Raw genomic sequence first — 17,778 nt, 5'->3', positions numbered from 1 at the left:
TTAGTTCACAATGAAGAAAAAATAGAGATAAGGTACCCCATGAGCAACATTCATGAGCATAAGATCCTCATTTTAGATTTTGGATCGCAATACACTCAACTGATCGCCCGTCGTATTCGTGAAATCGGTGTGTATTGTGAACTTTGGGCTTGGGATGTTTCTGAAGAGCAAATTCGTGAATTTGCTCCAAACGGCATTATCTTAGCCGGTGGCCCTGAGAGTGTTACCGCTGAGAACTCACCACGCGCTCCAGAATATGTGTTTAACGCTGGCGTACCTGTACTGGGTATTTGCTACGGCATGCAGACCATGTCTGAGCAGCTTGGTGGTAAAGTTATTCAAGGTGTAGGCGAAGGTGAATTTGGTTATGCGCAAGTTGAGCTACAAGCTGAATCAGCCCTATTCAAAGCGATTGAAGACGCAGTAAGCGAAACTGGCAAGCCACTGCTTGACGTATGGATGAGCCACGGTGACAAGGTTTCTGAAATCCCAGAAGGTTTCGTAGCAGTCGCTAAAACTGAAACCTGTCCATTCGCTGCTATGGCTAATGAAGACAAGCAGTTCTACGGTGTTCAGTTCCACCCTGAAGTAACGCATACCCGCCAAGGTAAGCGTATGCTTGAGCACTTCGCACTAGAAATTTGTGCTTGTGAAGCTAACTGGAAGCCTGCATCAATTATCGAAGATGCGGTTGAGCGCATTAAAGAGCAGGTCGGTGATGACGAAGTTATCTTAGGTCTATCAGGTGGCGTTGATTCATCAGTAGTGGCCATGCTGTTACACCGCGCGATTGGCGATAAGCTAACCTGTGTATTCGTTGATAACGGTTTGCTTCGTCTAAATGAAGCTAAGCAAGTGATGGAGATGTTTGGTGATCACTTCGGTTTGAACATCGTTCATGTTGATGCTGAAAACCGTTTCCTAGATGCAATGGCTGGCGAAGCAGAGCCTGAAGCTAAGCGTAAGATCATCGGCCGCGTATTTGTTGAGATCTTCGATGAAGAATCTAAGAAGTGCGTTAACGCTAAATGGCTTGCTCAAGGCACAATCTACCCAGACGTTATCGAGTCTGCAGGTAGCGCAACAGGTAAGGCACACTGCATTAAGTCACACCATAACGTTGGCGGTTTGCCAGATGATATGGAGATGGGTCTAGTTGAACCATTACGCGAACTGTTTAAAGATGAAGTACGTAAGATTGGCCTAGAGTTAGGCTTACCATACGACATGCTTTACCGTCACCCGTTCCCAGGACCTGGTCTTGGTGTACGTGTTCTTGGCGAAGTGAAGAAAGAATACTGTGATTTGCTACGTTTAGCCGATGCGATTTTCATCGAAGAGCTACGTAAAGCAGACCTTTACAACAAGGTTAGCCAAGCATTTACCGTGTTCCTACCAGTGCGCTCTGTTGGTGTAATGGGCGATGGTCGTAAGTACGACTGGGTTGTATCTCTACGTGCAGTTGAAACTATCGACTTTATGACAGCGCATTGGGCACACCTACCTTATGACTTCCTAGGCCGTGTATCTAACCGTATCATTAACGAAGTAGACGGTATCTCACGCGTGGTTTACGACATTTCGGGTAAGCCACCAGCAACGATTGAATGGGAATAATGGCTTACGCCTAACCCATCAACGTTAAGCTGATACTGAAAATAAAGACGCGTTCATAGCAATATGGGCGCGTTTTTTATGGATGTAAGTTAGTAGACCAGCGTTCAATCAACTATAAATAATTAAAGGGATTATATCGATTGCTATTAGCATTAAAGGGAGTTTGCCTATGCGCTATAGAGCTGAAGTGGATGGACTAAGAGCCTTAGCCGTTATTCCGGTGATTCTGTTTCATGCCGGATTTAGCCAATTTAGCGGCGGTTTTGTCGGGGTTGATGTATTTTTTGTTATTAGTGGTTACCTGATCACTAGCATCATTTTGACCGAGCTTGAACGAGATAAGTTTAGTATTATTAACTTCTATGAGCGCCGTGCAAGACGGATCTTACCGGTTCTCTTCTTCGTGATGCTCGTTTGTATTCCCTTCGCTTGGCTATGGCTAATGCCGCTGGATCTGCAAGACTTCTTCCAAAGTATCGTTGCAGTCTCTACCTTTTCATCGAATATCCTGTTTTGGCTTGAGAGTGACTACTTCGATACCGCAGCCGAGCTTAAGCCGCTGCTGCATACTTGGAGTTTGGCAGTTGAGGAGCAGTACTATATCTTTTTCCCACTACTGTTAATGGCGCTTTGGGGAAGAGGCAAGCGGGTGATTCTTGGCGCACTGGCGCTTATTTTTCTGGTCAGTTTATCCTTAGCCCAGTGGGCAGCGTTTAACGCGCCGACGGCCAATTTCTACCTGTTACCCACTCGAGGTTGGGAGCTGTTAATCGGCGTGTTTGCCGCATTCTTGCTAAATCAACAACAGCCTAAATGGATGTCGCCATCATTAAACAACGGGCTCAGTATCTTGGGGCTGTTATTGATTGTATTGTCAATTTTCATCTTCGATGCCAGCGTGCCGTTTCCAAGTGTTTACGCCCTAGTTCCTACAGTCGGCACGGTACTGATTATTGTATTTGCCCAAGAGGGGAGTTGGGTTCAGCGCTGTCTGAGCATCAAGCCTTTAGTCGGTGTGGGGCTGATAAGTTACAGTGCCTATTTATGGCATCAACCAGTCTTTGCATTTGTTAAGTACCGCAGCTTTACCGAGCCTTCGGTCTGGCTGATGCTGTCATTGTGCGCCGTTGTCGTGGGTTTGTCTTACCTAAGTTGGCGGTATGTCGAGATCCCCTTTAGGAATAAGCAGGCCTATAGTCGTCGATTTATCTTTAGCAGTGGCGCAGCACTGACTGCTGTATTTGTCGCTGGCGGTATATGGGTTGATAGTAATCAGCTGTATAAATCTAACGATGCTTACCTAGAGTTAATGGTAAAATCTTATCAGCCCGATAATCGCGAGTTGGGCGCCGATAGTTGGCAATATTTACGCACTCTCAGCGGCGATCAAGATTACGGTGTCGATAAGAACCAATTCGATCGGATCCAATGGTTCGACATTGAGGACCATAGGCAGAGGTTATTGATTGTTGGCAACTCTCATTCAAAAGATCTATTCAATGTACTTTCTAGTAGTGAAGCAACCATTAAAGAGTTTCAAATAGCCCGATTTGGCACAGAGATTGGTCATATTGATGAGTCATTTTTTAGCGCGCCAAACTACCGTTTAGCCGATGCAATTATGTTGGCCTCGCAATATAAACAGCAAGACCTCATCCAGCTCGACACATTAGTAACCCGCTTATTAGCCGATAATAAAAAGCTTATATTAGTGAAGAATATCTATGAATTTGAGGAGTTTGGTCAGCGCACCTATGCCGACTTTCTGTTTCACCTGTTGGCACAGGAGCGTGGTGCTAACAATATTTCCAGCCTAGATATCTCAAAGATCAATGAAAAGCACTTCGAGCAGTTTTCCCATCGCGGTTTTAAGCCGTTTACTCAAAAGGCCAATCGCACGTTAGCGGCCCTCGCCAGCCGATATCCCGACGTGATGCTACTCGATAGAATGGATTATGTGTGTAACCGGAAAGATCGAGTCTGTTATGTCATAGACAATGACTACCAGAAGTATTTTTATGATTATGGCCACCATACGGTGGCGGGCGCGATGTTCTTTGGTGGACGAGTCGATGAGGTCAAATGGCTAGAGAGTATTTAATGTCACTGGAATTAATGAAAATTCCCGATAGATGACTCGTTAGGGTTAAAGCTTGATATAATCGACTGTCGTGCCAACAACCTAGGCGTTTTATCCTGTTGTTAGCAGTATTATGGGTTTTAGATTAAAGAGTAGAGGCATAGATTGTCACAAGAGCAACAGGATCTTCATTTCATGAAGATGGCGATGGATATGGCGACCAAGGCGGAAGAAAAGGGCGAAGTGCCAGTAGGTGCTGTACTGGTTAAAGACGGTGAGGTGATTAGTGCTGGCTTTAATTTTAGTATCGGTTTACACGACCCTAGCGCCCATGCCGAGATGCAGTGTTTGCGTCAGGCAGGACAAATAATGCAGAACTATCGCTTACTCGATACCACACTTTATGTGACGCTTGAGCCCTGTGCCATGTGTGCCGGTGCCATAGTGCACTCTCGAATTGGTCGTTTGGTTTTTGGTGCTAAAGATGAAAAAACCGGCGCCGCAGGCACGGTGATCGATATTGTGCGACACAGTGCTTTTAATCATCAGGTTGATGTCAGTTCCGGTGTGCTTGAAACAGAGTGTAGCGAGCAGCTTAGCGCTTTTTTCAAACGCAGAAGAAAAGAGATCAAAGCTGCTAAAGCTTTGGCAAAGCAGCAAGCGCTAAATGCTGGCGTTAAAGATTAAAGAGGCTGTCTTCCGATGGCTTAACAAAAACAAAAAATTGCTTCTGTCTATTAAGGACCTTTAGATGACGGGTTTTTAACTGGCAACGACGGCGCGCCGCGACATTATTAATTGTTCTTTTTCTCATATCGACCTCACGTAGACTTTATATAAAACCTTTAGCAACTCCCGCAGTGAAAGTCTACGCGCGGGAGATTAATCTTTGATGAATTCCTTAAAAATTATCCCTTAACACATTGTTTGGATGTAAGGCGTTCATTTATCTAAGGTTGTTCTGGCTGGGAAACCTCGCTCTTTGCTTCTGTAGTTTCGGCTGTCTGCAGTGGCTTTTTCTTCAGTTCAAGTAGTATATTCTGGTTATCGATCCACACTAAGGTGTCGTAGTAACGGCGAATATTATCTACATAGTGCACAGCCTCATTGCCACGGGCATAGCCATAGCGGGTTTTCTTGTAGTACTTGCGCTTTTGCAGTAGTGGCAATACTGACTTTACATCTCGCCAAGCACTGGGATTGAGTCCCTGAGATTGTGCCAGTTTGCGCGCATCTTCAACATGACCTAAGCCTATATTGTAAGAGGCGAGGGCAAACCACATTCGTTGACTCTCTGGGATCGAGGCTGGAAGCCGTTCAAGCATACTGTTGAGATATTTAGCACCGCCCTTGATACTTTGATAAGGGTCGAGACGGTTTTTAATGCCGACCTGTTTCGCAGTTGGCAGGGTCAACATCATTAAACCACGCACGCCCGTTGGCGAGCGTGCGTTCGGGTTCCAATGGGACTCTTGGTATGCGGTAGCCGCAAGCTTGCGCCAGTCTATATCTCCTGCGTACTTTTCAAATGTAGCTTGATACTTAGGCAATTTATTATCGATGGCGCGGATAAAGGCGCGGGTATCGACATAATCGAATCGCTCTACGTGGGCAAAGTATTTTTCGTTAAGGTGGGCAAGTGTGCCGCTACGTTTCTCTATGTGCCAAAACGCGAGTAACTCACTCATCAACTTGTCGCTGTTGGTGGCAGGCAATAACCACACAACCGGCTGCTTACGTTTTAAAACAAGGCCTTCTCGCAGTTCTGGCATGAAGCGTCTGTTGATATCTAAGCTGGTTGAGTCAGCAATGGTATAGGGGATCTCTCCGGCTGCTATCATTGTTAGCAGTTCTTCGGCGTCCTTGTCTTTTTCTTGATTCCACACCAGATCCGGATTCGACTTTTGCAGCTCAGTTAGAGTGTCGACAAAAGAGGAGTCAGTAGTAACGGTAATTTCGCCTTTAAGGTGATTAATATTTTTGGGTATAGGTGTACCTTGGCGATATACCAAAATTTGGTTAACACGGTAAAGTGGTGGACCAAGTCTAAACTGTTCACGTCTAGCGGGGGTATCGGCTAACCCAGCGGCGATAATATCAATTTCTCCTTTACGTAATGCTGTATAGAGATCGCTGATATTGGCGAATGGCTTCATATTGAGATCAAGCTCTAGGTACTCGGCGAAGCGCTGAGCCATCTCAAAGTCATAACCTGAGTCTCCTTGACCTGAGGTAAAGTAAATCTGTGGGCCATATAGTGTGCCAACCTTCAGTTCGGTCGGTTCAGGCGGAGGAGTGGTTTTTTCTTGTTCCACGACAACCTTCTGGCAGGCAGCCAGCAAGGTGATACAACATAGGACAAGTAAGAGTCTTTTCATCGATTATTTTTTGTTAGCGCTTAACTTAAATTATTAAGAATATAAAGAAATAGCCGTCGATTATACCATAATCTTGGTTGCCGTAAAAAATTGCCTTTTAGATGAGAGGCCTTAGTTTGAGTATGTACCTAAATAGGATTTTTGCTTGGAATTAATTTGGTGTCGTTGCAAAGTATTTAGAGCGCTTTTTCCTATACGGGAAACACTGTTTTCTACAGCGACTGCTAATGATTTGTGGCAAACATTTCCCTATAATAGCGCCCAGATCTGACCCTGCAATTATAATATATAAGGTGAAAAGACGTGATGGAGATCATCCGCGGAGCCCCTGCACTTTCGGCGTTTAGAGTACAGAAGCTTATGCAAGCTTGTGAATCGGCAGCACTGCCAGTGCGCCAAATCTATGCCGAGTTTATCCATTTAGCCGATTTGAACGAGTCGCTAGATGAAAAAGAAAGTCAACAGCTTGAAAAAATCCTAACCTACGGCCCCGCTATCGAAGCGCACACGCCAGAAGGTCATCTCCACTTCGTTACACCCCGTCCTGGTACCATCTCTCCTTGGTCATCAAAAGCAACAGATATCGCCCACAATTGTGGTCTGAATAAGGTTAAGCGTTTAGAGCGTGGTATTGCCTACTATGTTGTTAGCGATGAGTTAAGCGGCGAACAAACTAAAGCATTATCGGCACTATTACACGATCGCATGGTTGAAGTGATTTTACCGAGTTTCGATGACGCTGGGGTACTATTTGCGCGTACAGAGCCTGCGAAATTTAACAGTGTTGATGTATTAGGCAAAGGTCGCGTTGCGCTTGAACAAGCTAACACTCAGTTAGGTTTAGCGCTGGCTGAAGATGAGATTGACTACCTAGTTGAAAACTTCACCCGCTTAGGCCGTAATCCACACGATGTGGAGCTGATGATGTTTGCCCAGGCGAACTCTGAGCATTGTCGTCATAAGATTTTTAACGCCGATTGGACAATCGATGGCGAGGTTCAGCCAAAGTCGTTGTTCAAGATGATTAAGAACACCTTCGAGAAGACACCTGACAACGTATTATCTGCTTATAAAGATAACGCCGCGGTCATGACAGGCTCTACAGCTGGTCGCTTCTTCCCGAAACAAGATGGTGTATATGGCTACCACACGGAGCCAATGCATATCTTAATGAAAGTTGAAACCCATAACCATCCGACAGCCATTAGTCCATACCCAGGTGCGGCAACGGGGTCAGGTGGTGAAATTCGTGATGAAGGTGCGACAGGCCGCGGCTCCAAGCCAAAGGCGGGTCTAACTGGCTTTAGCGTATCTAATCTTAAGATCCCGGGCTTTGTTCAGCCATGGGAAGCCGATTACGGCAAACCCGATCGCATTGTAACCGCCCTTGATATCATGACCGAAGGGCCATTAGGCGGCGCAGCATTCAACAATGAATTTGGTCGTCCAGCACTACTCGGTTACTTCCGTACCTATGAGCAGGAAGTGAATAGCCACAACGGCGTCGAAGTCCGCGGTTATCATAAACCAATCATGCTGGCTGGTGGTCTGGGTAACATCCGTGAGGAACACGTACAAAAAGGTGAGATCACCGTTGGCGCTAAGCTAGTCGTGCTTGGTGGTCCAGCAATGAACATCGGCTTGGGCGGTGGCGCGGCATCATCTATGGCCTCAGGGCAGTCGAGCGAAGACTTAGATTTTGCTTCTGTGCAGCGTGAAAATCCAGAAATGGAGCGCCGTTGCCAAGAGGTTATCGACCGCTGCTGGCAGATGGGTGAAGCTAACCCGATTCAGTTTATTCACGATGTGGGGGCGGGTGGATTATCTAACGCCTTCCCAGAGCTTGTTGACGATGGCAACCGTGGCGGTAAGTTTGAACTACGTCGAGTGCCGTCTGATGAGCCAGGCATGAGTCCGCTAGAGATCTGGTGTAACGAGTCGCAAGAGCGTTATGTAATGTCGATTGCGCCAGAGAATATGGAACTATTCACGCAGATTTGTCAGCGTGAGCGCGCGCCATTTGCTGTAGTAGGTGTCGCAACAGAAGAGAAAGAACTGGTTTTAAGTGATGAGCACTTTGAAAATCACCCAATCGACCTGCCTCTAGAAGTATTACTGGGTAAAGCGCCTAAGATGAGCCGCGATGTGGTCAGTGCTAAAGCTAACTCTGCGGCACTTGAGCAGTCTGGCATTGAGGTTAAAGAAGCGGCACACCGTTTGCTCCGTTTGCCTACTATTGCTGAAAAGACCTTCCTTATCACTATTGGTGATAGAACGGTAACAGGCCTAGTTAACCGAGATCAAATGGTTGGTCCTTGGCAGGTACCAGTGGCTGATTGTGCAGTAACGGCATCGAGCTACGATTCTTACACGGGTGAAGCCATGTCTATGGGTGAGCGTACACCGCTCGCATTACTGGATTTCGGCGCATCGGCGCGTATGGCGGTTGCCGAGTCAATCATGAACATCGCCGGTACCGATATTGGTTCATTCAAGCGTATTAAGCTATCTGCAAACTGGATGTCTCCAGCGGGTCATCCAGGTGAAGACGCAGGTCTTTATGAAGCAGTAAAAGCGATTGGTGAAGAGCTATGTCCTGACTTATCGCTCACAATCCCTGTGGGCAAAGACTCAATGTCGATGAAGACCGCTTGGGAAGAGAACGGCGTACAGAAAACCGTGACCTCGCCAATGTCGCTTGTGATCACCGCATTTGGTGTGGTGCAGGATGTGCGTAACACAGTAACGCCTGAGCTTCGCAGCGATAAAGGCGACACTGACCTGTTATTGCTCGATCTCGGTTTGGGTAAGAACCGCCTAGGCGGCTCTTGTTTAGCGCAGGTTTACAGTGAGCTAGGTGACATAGCCCCAGATCTGGATAGCTCGGCAACGCTGAAAGGTTTCTTTGATACCATTCAGCCAATGATTGCCGACAAGTCGATTATTGCTTACCACGACAGAAGCGACGGTGGCCTATACACCACATTAGTTGAAATGGCGTTTGCCGGTCACACTGGTTTGAACATCGATCTGAGTGCACTAAATGGCACTGACGTTGAGCGTCTGTTTAACGAAGAGCTCGGTGCGGTGATTCAGGTTCGTCGTCAAGACGCTGCACTGATCAGCGACAAATTTGCTGCAGCAGGCGTACCTTGCCACAAGGTCGCCGAGTTGACTGACGCTGATACCATCGCCATCTTTGATGGTGAGCGTGAAGTGCTAACAGAGACGCGTACCTCACTACGTACAATCTGGGCAGAAACTACCTACCGCATGCAGGCACTACGTGATAACCCAGAGTGTGCGAAAGAAGAGTTTGAGCTTAAGCAGAACACTAACGATCTTGGTCTGACAGTTGACTTGAGTTTTGACCCAAGTGAAGACGTGGCCGCGCCTTATATCCTAAAAGGCGCTGCGCCTAAGATGGCTATCTTGCGTGAGCAGGGCGTGAACTCGCACATCGAGATGGCTGCGGCATTTGATCGTGCTGGTTTTGAGTCTCGTGACGTTCACATGAGCGACATTCTAAGTGGCCGTATTAGCTTAGAAGAGTTCCAAGGCTTAGTGGCCTGTGGTGGTTTCTCATATGGTGACGTACTGGGCGCGGGTGAAGGCTGGGCGAAGTCGATTCTGTTTAATGAGCGTGCTCGCGAGCAGTTTAGTCAGTTCTTCGAGCGTAAAGACAGCTTCTCGCTTGGGGTGTGTAACGGTTGTCAGATGCTGTCTAACTTAAAAGACATCATTCCAGGTACCGAGTTGTGGCCACATTTTGTGCGTAATCGCTCTGAGCGCTTTGAAGCGCGTTTCAGCTTGGTAGAAGTGCAGAAGAGTCCATCTTTGTTTTTCCAAGGTATGGAAGGCTCACGTATGCCTATCGCTGTATCACATGGTGAAGGTCGTGCTGAGTTTGCATCAGCTGAAGCATTAGCCGCAGCAGAAGCCTCTGGCACGATTGCACTGCGTTATGTGGACGGTAATGGTCAAATTGCGACTCAGTACCCGCAAAATCCCAACGGTTCACCTAATGCGATTACAGCATTGAGTTCTACCGATGGGCGAGTAACGATTATGATGCCGCATCCTGAGCGTGTATTTAGAACAGTTGCTAACTCTTGGCATCCTGAGTCTTGGGGGGAAGATAGCCCTTGGATGAGAATGTTCCGTAACGTGAGAAAGTCAGTTGGCTAATTAGCTAAACGCTAAATTACCAAAATACATTGATTAAAAGCTCCTAAATTGTAGGGGCTTTTTTTTGTTTAAAATTTAGTCTCGCTAAAACTATTAAGAAACAATAGATTAATCTTTATTTAGTGCTACATGTAATACTAAATAAAAACCTTTTGACCGTGATGTTTAGAGTTTATTGAGAACACAGTGTTATTACTAATTTTAATGCAGAAGTGATGAATGTGGTTTTAAAAAGGTGTAGTTATAAAAAAGCCCTCCTTATTGCTAAGGAGGGCCGCTTTGCGCTAACAAAACTTCAAGATAAATCTTGCATTAGAAACTATATTTACAGCTCTCTAGATGTATAAAGTTCAACGAAAACACGCTGATAGCTAACAACTAGACGCTCGAATAATTTTGTCATAATGGTATCTCCACAAAGATTGATGATTTAAGCGGAGTGAGTCTTTACCGGGCTACTTCACCGGGTTAGCCAGACCATCTCCTTAACTTGGTGCACATTTTAGGCGAGTGTTAGTTTTTCATCAAACGAGAAAAATTGTATTTTGACATTAGTAAATCTAATCATTTAAAAAGATTTTTACCTCTACGCTTGTAGATGTCTTTATGTAAGTTCTTGTAAGGTATCCTTTTTGTGTTTTTCCATGTTTTCATGTTGATTAGTTTGCACTATGAATACTGTTGCTAAAATTGTTAACAATTGGTCTTTTGCCGATTTTATGCTGATATTTTTATTTAACAGCTTAAAAAAGTGCTTTTGCCTAAAAAAGCAGCCTCCCTACCATAGGTGGATTATGTTGTCAATTGCGCGACATATGGAACTGTGTGCTGCCCCCCAAAACCCATTGAAACCGAATGGATTGATTGATTTGAATCAATTTTGAATGTTATAAAATCCCGGCGGACAGCTATGTTTCTTATTGCAAGTGACTGATATTAACTAATTTGTTTGTTTTTTATCTGTATATTTGAGACGGGTGTCACGGAAGCTTATTAAAACGTGATGGCAAGCGGTTTTTTGCTGGGGTTTTAGGCTTTAAATTACAAAATTTATGAATTAAACAATGAAGCGCGGTTAAGTCGACTTTTTGTTAACAAAATTCGACTATATTTACTGCATTATTATTCCTATATAGGCAATCACTCTCGTTGATGGGGATCTAACGATAGTGATTTGACGCACCACCTAAGGAGTTACAAATGATTTTAGAAGAGGTTGTTGAGCTGTCGCGTTTTCAGTTTGCGATGACGGCCATGTATCACTTCCTATTTGTTCCCTTGACCTTGGGGTTAGCATTCTTGCTAGCCATTATGGAATCACTCTATGTGATGACCAATAAGCAGATCTATAAAGATATGACCAAGTTCTGGGGTAAGTTATTCGGTATCAACTTTGCACTTGGCGTTGCAACAGGTTTGGCAATGGAGTTCCAGTTCGGAACAAACTGGTCATACTATTCGCATTACGTAGGTGACATCTTTGGTGCACCACTTGCTATTGAAGGCCTAATGGCATTCTTCCTAGAATCTACTCTTGTGGGTATGTTCTTCTTCGGTTGGGACCGTTTCAGCAAGCGCCAGCATTTAGCGGTGACTTGGTTAGTTGCGATTGGTTCTAACATGTCAGCATTGTGGATCCTAGTGGCGAACGGTTGGATGCAGAACCCAGTGGGTAGCGTATTTAACTACGAAACCATGCGTATGGAGATGACAAGCTTCGCAGACGTACTATTTAACCCAGTGGCTCAGGTGAAGTTTGTTCACACTGTGGCATCGGGTTATGTAGCCGGTGCGATGTTCGTTCTTGCTATCAGTTCTTACTATATCCTTAAGAAGCGTGACTTACCGTTTGCTCGTCGTTCATTCGCGATCGCGGCAAGCTTCGGTATGGCATCGATTCTGTCTGTAATCGTTCTTGGTGACGAATCAGGCTATAAGGTAGGTGAAGTACAGCGCGTTAAGCTAGCGGCAATTGAAGCTGAGTGGCACACAGAGCCTGCTCCAGCGGCATTTACTGCAGTCGGTTTCCCTAATCAGGAAACACAAGAAACAGACTTTGCGGTGAAAATTCCTTATGCAATGGGGATTATTGCGACTCGTTCACTCGATGAGCAAGTTACCGGTATTAAAGATCTGATTGATGAGCACGAAGTACGTATCCGTAACGGTATGGTGGCTTACGGTTTACTTGAAAAGCTACGTGCGGGTGAAGAAACACCTGAAATACGTGCAGCATTCGAAGAAGCGAAAGTCGACCTAGGTTATGGCCTACTACTGAAGCGTTATACCGACAAAGTTGTAGATGCGACAGAGGAGCAGATCAAAGCGGCAGCTAATGATTCTATTCCAAACGTAGCGCCGATGTTCTGGACCTTCCGTGTGATGGTTGGTACGGGCATGATCATGTTATTCGTGTTTGCTGCAGCATTTTGGCAGAGCACACGTCATCAAATCGAAGAGAAACCATGGGTTCTTAAAGCTGCACTTTACAGCTTACCATTGCCATGGATTGCGATTGAGTGTGGTTGGTTTGTGGCTGAGTATGGTCGTCAGCCTTGGACGATTTCAGAAGTGTTACCGACATTCATGTCCGCCTCTAGCCTATCGGTTGGCGATCTGATGTTCAGTATCGTTTCTATCACGCTGTTCTATACCATCTTGCTAGTGATTGAACTGTTCTTAATGATTAAGTTCGCACGTATTGGCCCAAGCTGTTTGAAGACGGGTCGTTATCACTTTGAAAAGCTTGATGCCTAAACAGGAGATCTGATTATGTTTGATTACGAAATATTAAGATTTGTCTGGTGGGCACTGATTGGTGTGCTTTTCATCGGATTCGCTGTCACTGACGGTTTCGATATGGGTGTAGGTGCCTTATTACCGATTATTGGTAAAGACGACACCGAGCGCCGTATTATGATTAACTCAATTGCACCGCACTGGGATGGTAACCAAGTTTGGTTGATCACCGCTGGTGGTGCTCTGTTTGCCGCATGGCCAATGGTCTACGGCGTGTCGTTTTCTGGCTTCTATGTGGCGATGATGCTAACGCTGTTTGCATTGTTCTTGCGTCCAGTCGGATTTGACTACCGCTCAAAGATTGAAGATCCAAGATGGCGTAAGTCTTGGGACTATGCACTGTTTGTTGGTGGTTTCGTTCCGCCGCTGATTATTGGTGTGGCATTTGGTAACTTGCTTCAAGGTGTACCATTTAACTTTGACGAGTATCTACGTGCGACATACCACGGCGGTTTCTTTGGCCTGTTGAACCCATTTGGTCTATTGGCTGGTCTAGTGTGTGTTAGCATGTTTATGCTACAAGGCGCGACTTGGCTACAGATGAAGACAGAAGGCGAGTTACGTGTTCGTGCAACTAAGATCTCTCAGTTGCTAGCGGTTGCACTATTCGTACTGTTTGGCGCAGCGGGTGTATGGTTGGTTAATGGTATTGACGGTTACGTGATTACCTCAGCTATTGATACTCATGGTATCTCAGACCCAACTCTTAAGACAGTTGAAGTTGCAGCAGGTGCTTGGTTAACTAACTATGACAAGTACCCAGTGACTATGCTGTTCCCTGTGCTTGGTCTGTTAATGCCAATCCTAGTATTGCTATCTAGCCGTTTGAACCGCTCTGGTTTTGCGTTCTTCTTTAGCTCACTAGGTATTGCAGCTGTGATCCTAACTTGTGGTGCGGCAATGTTCCCATTCGTTATGCCATCATCGCTAGAGCCAAACGTGAGTTTGACTATGTGGGATTCGACCGCTAGCCAGATGTCACTAACAGTTATGACATGGGCTGCGATTATCTTCGTACCTATCGTACTTAGCTACACGGTTTGGACTTACTTGAAGATGTTTGGTCGTCTATCGCGCGACTTCATCGAAAAGAACAAGACCTCACTTTACTAATAAGGAGCCTAGATTATGTGGTATTTCTCGTGGATTTTAGGCGTATTGTTAGCCTGTTCTTTCGGTATCATCAACGCCCTATGGCTTGAAACAACTGAGAACATGGACCGTGAAGCTGATAGCGAAGATTAGTCTTTAGCCAGTAGATAGGTCTAAATGAAAGCCCCGCAATGCGGGGCTTTTTGTTTTAAAGAAGGTAAAAGAAGGGACTAGGAGCTAGGAAAAACAGGAGCTAGGAAAAGCTAAGACGATCGAGCGGCCTACGGCCTTACGGAAAAGAAGAGCGCTTCGCTGCTAGGGGCTAGGGCGTGGCTTCGCCACTTCGAGAGCGCTTCGCTTCTAGGAAAAACAAAGATGGAAAGCTAAAAACGAAGCATCGCAGTGCTAAGGGACAGTTGTTGCTGTTTGTTGTAGGTTGGGCTTTAGCCCATCAGATTTTTAATGATAACGCCAGACGGTAAGAGACGGTAAGAGACGGTAATAATTTGAAATACTGTAGCTGACAGGATTGCTTTGACTAGGCCTCTTTAGAAGCCTAGCGCAAGATTATTTACAGCTCAGCGCGATAGATAAACAGTGCGGTATCGGTCACCATCTCAGACACAGGCGTGTCATTAAAGCTTTCCGTGGCTTGGTCAACGATTAAGTGTTTTCGAACGCCTATCTTATCGAGTAGCTTGACGCTATAGCAGTTTTTAGAGGTGCGTAGATCGCAGCCTTTTGTGAAAGGGTCAGTGGTAAAGTAAGTTGTATAGAGTGCTATTTCATTGACCTTGTCATTTTTGGTGTGGAGCACTTTAATTTCGGCAACCCCATCGATGGTACCATCGGTCATTAAGCTGTTTACGGCGCGTTGATACTGCTGATTGAAGGTGCCCGAATCTTTACTGACAAACAGGTAAGACTCGAAACCAAACTCCTCAAGCTTTTTTCCAAGCTCTGTTGCAAAGGTGCTACCGACTTCAAATAGAAAGCCATTAGCGGCAGGGCTAGCTTCGTAAACGGTGTTGAGGCCTTCACCAGCGATAATAAGCAAGGTCTTACCCTCGACAGTGTTATTCTGTGGGCTAGCACAGCCTGCCATGATGATAAAAAGTGACGCGAATAATAGGTGACGTAACATATTTTCTCTTTATACCTGTGTTCTATTGATTACAGGAAAATGGAAAGTGGTGCGGTTTAGTTAAAAGCGGCGCGTATTATAAAATCAGGTTCAGTTGTATGGATAGCGGTTTAAGTATTAATTCACTTAAATCAGCTGTATACCTTATTTTTGAATTAAAAAAGCAACAGCCATTGGCTGTTGCTTTTGTCTAAGCATATTGAGTTGCGGCTAAGCCTTAAACACGCTGATCTTAGCGTTAATCTCATTGGCGATTGCGGCTAAGCTTTCCGCTGAATCGACACTCTCACCAGCACGCTGCTCGCCATCTCTGGCAAGCTCGGTGATCTGATGCAGATTACGGGTGATCTCCTCTGCAACGGCGCTCTGTTGCTCGGTCGCGCTGGCAATGCTGCTGGAGGTTGTGGCTAGCTCTGCGATACTGCTGTTGATCTCGATTAGCTGAGAGATGGCCTCGTTGCCTTGGGCTGCAGACGCATCTCCTAGCTCATTACTCTGGTTCATCTGAGCTGCAGTCAGTTTTACTTGAGATTGCAATTGAGTGATGGTCTGCGAGATCTCGGCGATAGAGCTCTGGGTTCTCTGTGCCAGCGTACGTACCTCATCGGCGACCACCGCAAAGCCCCGGCCTTGCTCACCCGCTCTTGCTGCTTCAATTGCTGCGTTAAGGGCGAGGAGATTGGTCTGCTCGGCAATGCTGTTAATCACCTCGGTGACCTGACTAATCGCTTGACTCTCTTTATTGACGATTTCGACACTCTTGTGACTGTCAGTTAGTTGGCTACTCAGGCTTTGTAGACCGTTGACCAGATCGTTTAAGTTCGTCTGACCTCCTTTAGCGGCATCATCTACCCGTTGGCTCATGGTCGCGCCTTCACTGGCATGGTTAGCCACGTCACGAACAGAGGCTGACATCTCTTCGATTGCCGTTGCAATTTGGTCTGTCTGTGCCATCAAGGATTGTGCTTCTTCGCCATTAAGGCGAGCGGTTTTTTGAGTGTGGCTAGAATGAGCTTGCAGTGCAGTAACAGATTGCTGCAATGCCAAGATGAGCTCTCTTAAGTTAGCGGCCATCTTTGAGGTACTATTAGTGATCAGATCCACTTCATTCTTACTTTGCGAATCGATTGAAGTGAAGGTTTGAGAAAGATCGCCAGCCCCAAGTTTCTCTAACTGGCCTTGCAAACAGCCAAGTGGTCTAAGTGCTCGTATCAACACCTGTGACAGTAACAAGGTGATCACTATCATGCCGATCACAGACACCGCCATATTGATATTAAGCAGAGTGACGCTCTCTTCATTTAGCTCTGCGGCATCGACTTGGCCGATAAGCGCCCAATTCCAGCCAGGAATATTGATGCTGTAGGCATACGCCTTTTTACCAAGATTATCACTGTATTCCCAAGAGCCTTGATGGGTGAGGGCTTGCTCGATACTTATTCCATTCAGCATTTCAGAGGTGAGCTTACCTCCCGCTTGGTGCTGTGGATGAGCAATAATGGTCAAATCTGATTTACGCACTAGCAGATAACTGCCTGACTCTTCGAGTTGCAGTTTATTAATCGCTTCACGTAATTGCTTGAGGGAATTGCTAATATCGAAACCGATATACATGATCCCGATAGTCTCACCGCCGCTGTCTTTAATTGGACGGTAGATGGTCATATAATCTTTACCAAATAGCTGCGCATAGCCTTCGTAGCTATTGCCTTGAATTAGAGCACGGTAAGCTGGATGATCTTTATCTAGATAGGTGCTCAGCGCCCGTTTGCCATCGGCTTTCTTTAGCGAGGTGGCGATTCGAATGAAATTATCACCATCGCGAACAAATACGGTAGCGTTGCCACCAGTGAGGTTAGAGTAGCGATCGACCTTACTTTTTGAGGCGTTGATCTGCTCTTTATTATGCCTTAGTGCTGGGGTATCAACCCCCATAACTCTGACGGTCTTATTGGGTTTATAGAAATCACCAGGGTACATGGCGCGAAATACATCGGCATTACGCTCGGCGAGTGATTGCAAGCTTTCAAATTGCAGCTCAATTAAATCTGCTGTACCTGCAGTTTGCGCCTGCATCGCGCTGATCCCTTTATCTCTCAGGACATCGGAGGCGGTTAAGTAGGATACACAACCGAGGACACCAAAAACGAGCACGGTGAGGACTAAAGCGAGCAAGCCTATTTGTTTGGCTATTGGCCAATTCTTATAATTCATATTCATTTAACTCTTTCTTTGGGTAAGTCCAATCTAATTGATTTACTAAACAAAAGAATTGATATAGGTCTATAAGTGTTCGTTTTCTATAGAAATCTTCACCTTTACATGTTGCTTAAATATTGAACTGTGCTAGATAAGGGCAATGAGAAAAGCGATAATGGTATGAAAATAAAAAGGAGAAGGCATATTTTGGGCGAAAACTACTTATTGACTCATGAGTTTCCAGAGTATTTGCCAGTCCTTATTGAGCCTATACGAAGCAG

General features: G+C 45.7%; 10 protein-coding genes. 7 read left to right on the top strand and 3 right to left on the bottom strand.

Going from position 1 to position 17,778, the window contains the following annotated elements; translation table 11 throughout:
- Positions 1–39: 39 nt before the first annotated feature.
- The 3 genes from guaA (at position 40) to tadA (ending at position 4,384) form a co-directional block, all read left to right on the top strand.
- Positions 40–1,617, top strand: a complete 1,578-nt coding sequence (guaA, locus tag K5Q92_RS00795; RefSeq protein WP_220767154.1) for a glutamine-hydrolyzing GMP synthase — start codon at positions 40–42, stop codon at positions 1,615–1,617.
- Positions 1,618–1,786: 169 nt separating this feature from the next.
- Complete coding sequence (locus K5Q92_RS00790) at positions 1,787–3,718, top strand: acyltransferase family protein (RefSeq protein ID WP_220767153.1); 1,932 nt, start codon at positions 1,787–1,789, stop codon at positions 3,716–3,718.
- Between the two features lie 144 nt (positions 3,719–3,862).
- On the top strand, positions 3,863–4,384 hold the full coding sequence (gene tadA / locus K5Q92_RS00785; RefSeq protein WP_220767152.1) for a tRNA adenosine(34) deaminase TadA: 522 nt from the start codon (positions 3,863–3,865) through the stop codon (positions 4,382–4,384).
- Between the two features lie 263 nt (positions 4,385–4,647).
- Here tadA and mltF read toward each other — a convergent pair whose 3' ends face one another.
- Positions 4,648–6,075: a membrane-bound lytic murein transglycosylase MltF gene (gene mltF, locus K5Q92_RS00780; protein ID WP_220767151.1), complete on the bottom strand. Its 1,428-nt coding sequence runs from the start codon at positions 6,073–6,075 to the stop codon at positions 4,648–4,650.
- A 306-nt stretch (positions 6,076–6,381) separates the two neighbouring features.
- Between mltF and purL the strand changes: the two genes are divergently transcribed.
- From purL to cydX, 4 genes are all read left to right on the top strand, one after another.
- Positions 6,382–10,263 (top strand): phosphoribosylformylglycinamidine synthase, encoded by a 3,882-nt coding sequence (purL, locus tag K5Q92_RS00775; RefSeq protein ID WP_220767261.1) that lies wholly within the window; start codon positions 6,382–6,384, stop codon positions 10,261–10,263.
- 1,200 nt (positions 10,264–11,463) lie between these two features.
- Positions 11,464–13,020 (top strand): cytochrome ubiquinol oxidase subunit I, encoded by a 1,557-nt coding sequence (locus tag K5Q92_RS00770; RefSeq protein WP_220767150.1) that lies wholly within the window; start codon positions 11,464–11,466, stop codon positions 13,018–13,020.
- Positions 13,021–13,035: 15 nt separating this feature from the next.
- Positions 13,036–14,175, top strand: coding sequence for a cytochrome d ubiquinol oxidase subunit II (gene cydB / locus K5Q92_RS00765; protein ID WP_220767149.1), 1,140 nt, complete (start codon positions 13,036–13,038; stop codon positions 14,173–14,175).
- 15 nt (positions 14,176–14,190) lie between these two features.
- A complete protein-coding gene (cydX, locus tag K5Q92_RS00760) occupies positions 14,191–14,307 on the top strand; it encodes a cytochrome bd-I oxidase subunit CydX (RefSeq protein ID WP_220767148.1) in 117 nt (38 codons plus the stop codon).
- A gap of 418 nt (positions 14,308–14,725) precedes the next feature.
- Here the strand turns inward: cydX and K5Q92_RS00755 are convergent, their stop codons facing one another.
- Together K5Q92_RS00755 and K5Q92_RS00750 are read right to left on the bottom strand one after the other, a co-directional pair.
- Positions 14,726–15,298 carry a hypothetical protein gene (locus K5Q92_RS00755; RefSeq protein ID WP_220767147.1) on the bottom strand — a complete coding sequence of 191 codons (573 nt, stop codon included), beginning with the start codon at positions 15,296–15,298 and terminating at the stop codon, positions 14,726–14,728.
- A gap of 210 nt (positions 15,299–15,508) precedes the next feature.
- Complete coding sequence (locus tag K5Q92_RS00750) at positions 15,509–17,512, bottom strand: methyl-accepting chemotaxis protein (RefSeq protein WP_220767146.1); 2,004 nt, start codon at positions 17,510–17,512, stop codon at positions 15,509–15,511.
- Positions 17,513–17,778 lie beyond the last annotated feature (266 nt).

Source organism: Shewanella sp. MBTL60-007, from assembly GCF_019654915.1.
In the GTDB taxonomy this organism is placed as follows: domain Bacteria; phylum Pseudomonadota; class Gammaproteobacteria; order Enterobacterales; family Shewanellaceae; genus Shewanella.
This window is presented reverse-complemented; position numbering and strand designations above follow the sequence as displayed.

What these genes read in the sequence shown, in the direction of transcription:
- K5Q92_RS00755 (WP_220767147.1), bottom strand. Translation starts at nt 15,298, where the DNA reads ATGTTACGTCACCTATTATTCGCGTCACTTTTTATCATCATGGCAGGC.
- cydB (WP_220767149.1), top strand. Translation starts at nt 13,036, where the DNA reads ATGTTTGATTACGAAATATTAAGATTTGTCTGGTGGGCACTGATTGGT.
- K5Q92_RS00790 (WP_220767153.1), top strand. Translation starts at nt 1,787, where the DNA reads ATGCGCTATAGAGCTGAAGTGGATGGACTAAGAGCCTTAGCCGTTATT.
- K5Q92_RS00770 (WP_220767150.1), top strand. Translation starts at nt 11,464, where the DNA reads ATGATTTTAGAAGAGGTTGTTGAGCTGTCGCGTTTTCAGTTTGCGATG.
- mltF (WP_220767151.1), bottom strand. Translation starts at nt 6,075, where the DNA reads ATGAAAAGACTCTTACTTGTCCTATGTTGTATCACCTTGCTGGCTGCC.
- purL (WP_220767261.1), top strand. Translation starts at nt 6,382, where the DNA reads ATGGAGATCATCCGCGGAGCCCCTGCACTTTCGGCGTTTAGAGTACAG.
- K5Q92_RS00750 (WP_220767146.1), bottom strand. Translation starts at nt 17,512, where the DNA reads ATGAATTATAAGAATTGGCCAATAGCCAAACAAATAGGCTTGCTCGCT.
- cydX (WP_220767148.1), top strand. Translation starts at nt 14,191, where the DNA reads ATGTGGTATTTCTCGTGGATTTTAGGCGTATTGTTAGCCTGTTCTTTC.
- guaA (WP_220767154.1), top strand. Translation starts at nt 40, where the DNA reads ATGAGCAACATTCATGAGCATAAGATCCTCATTTTAGATTTTGGATCG.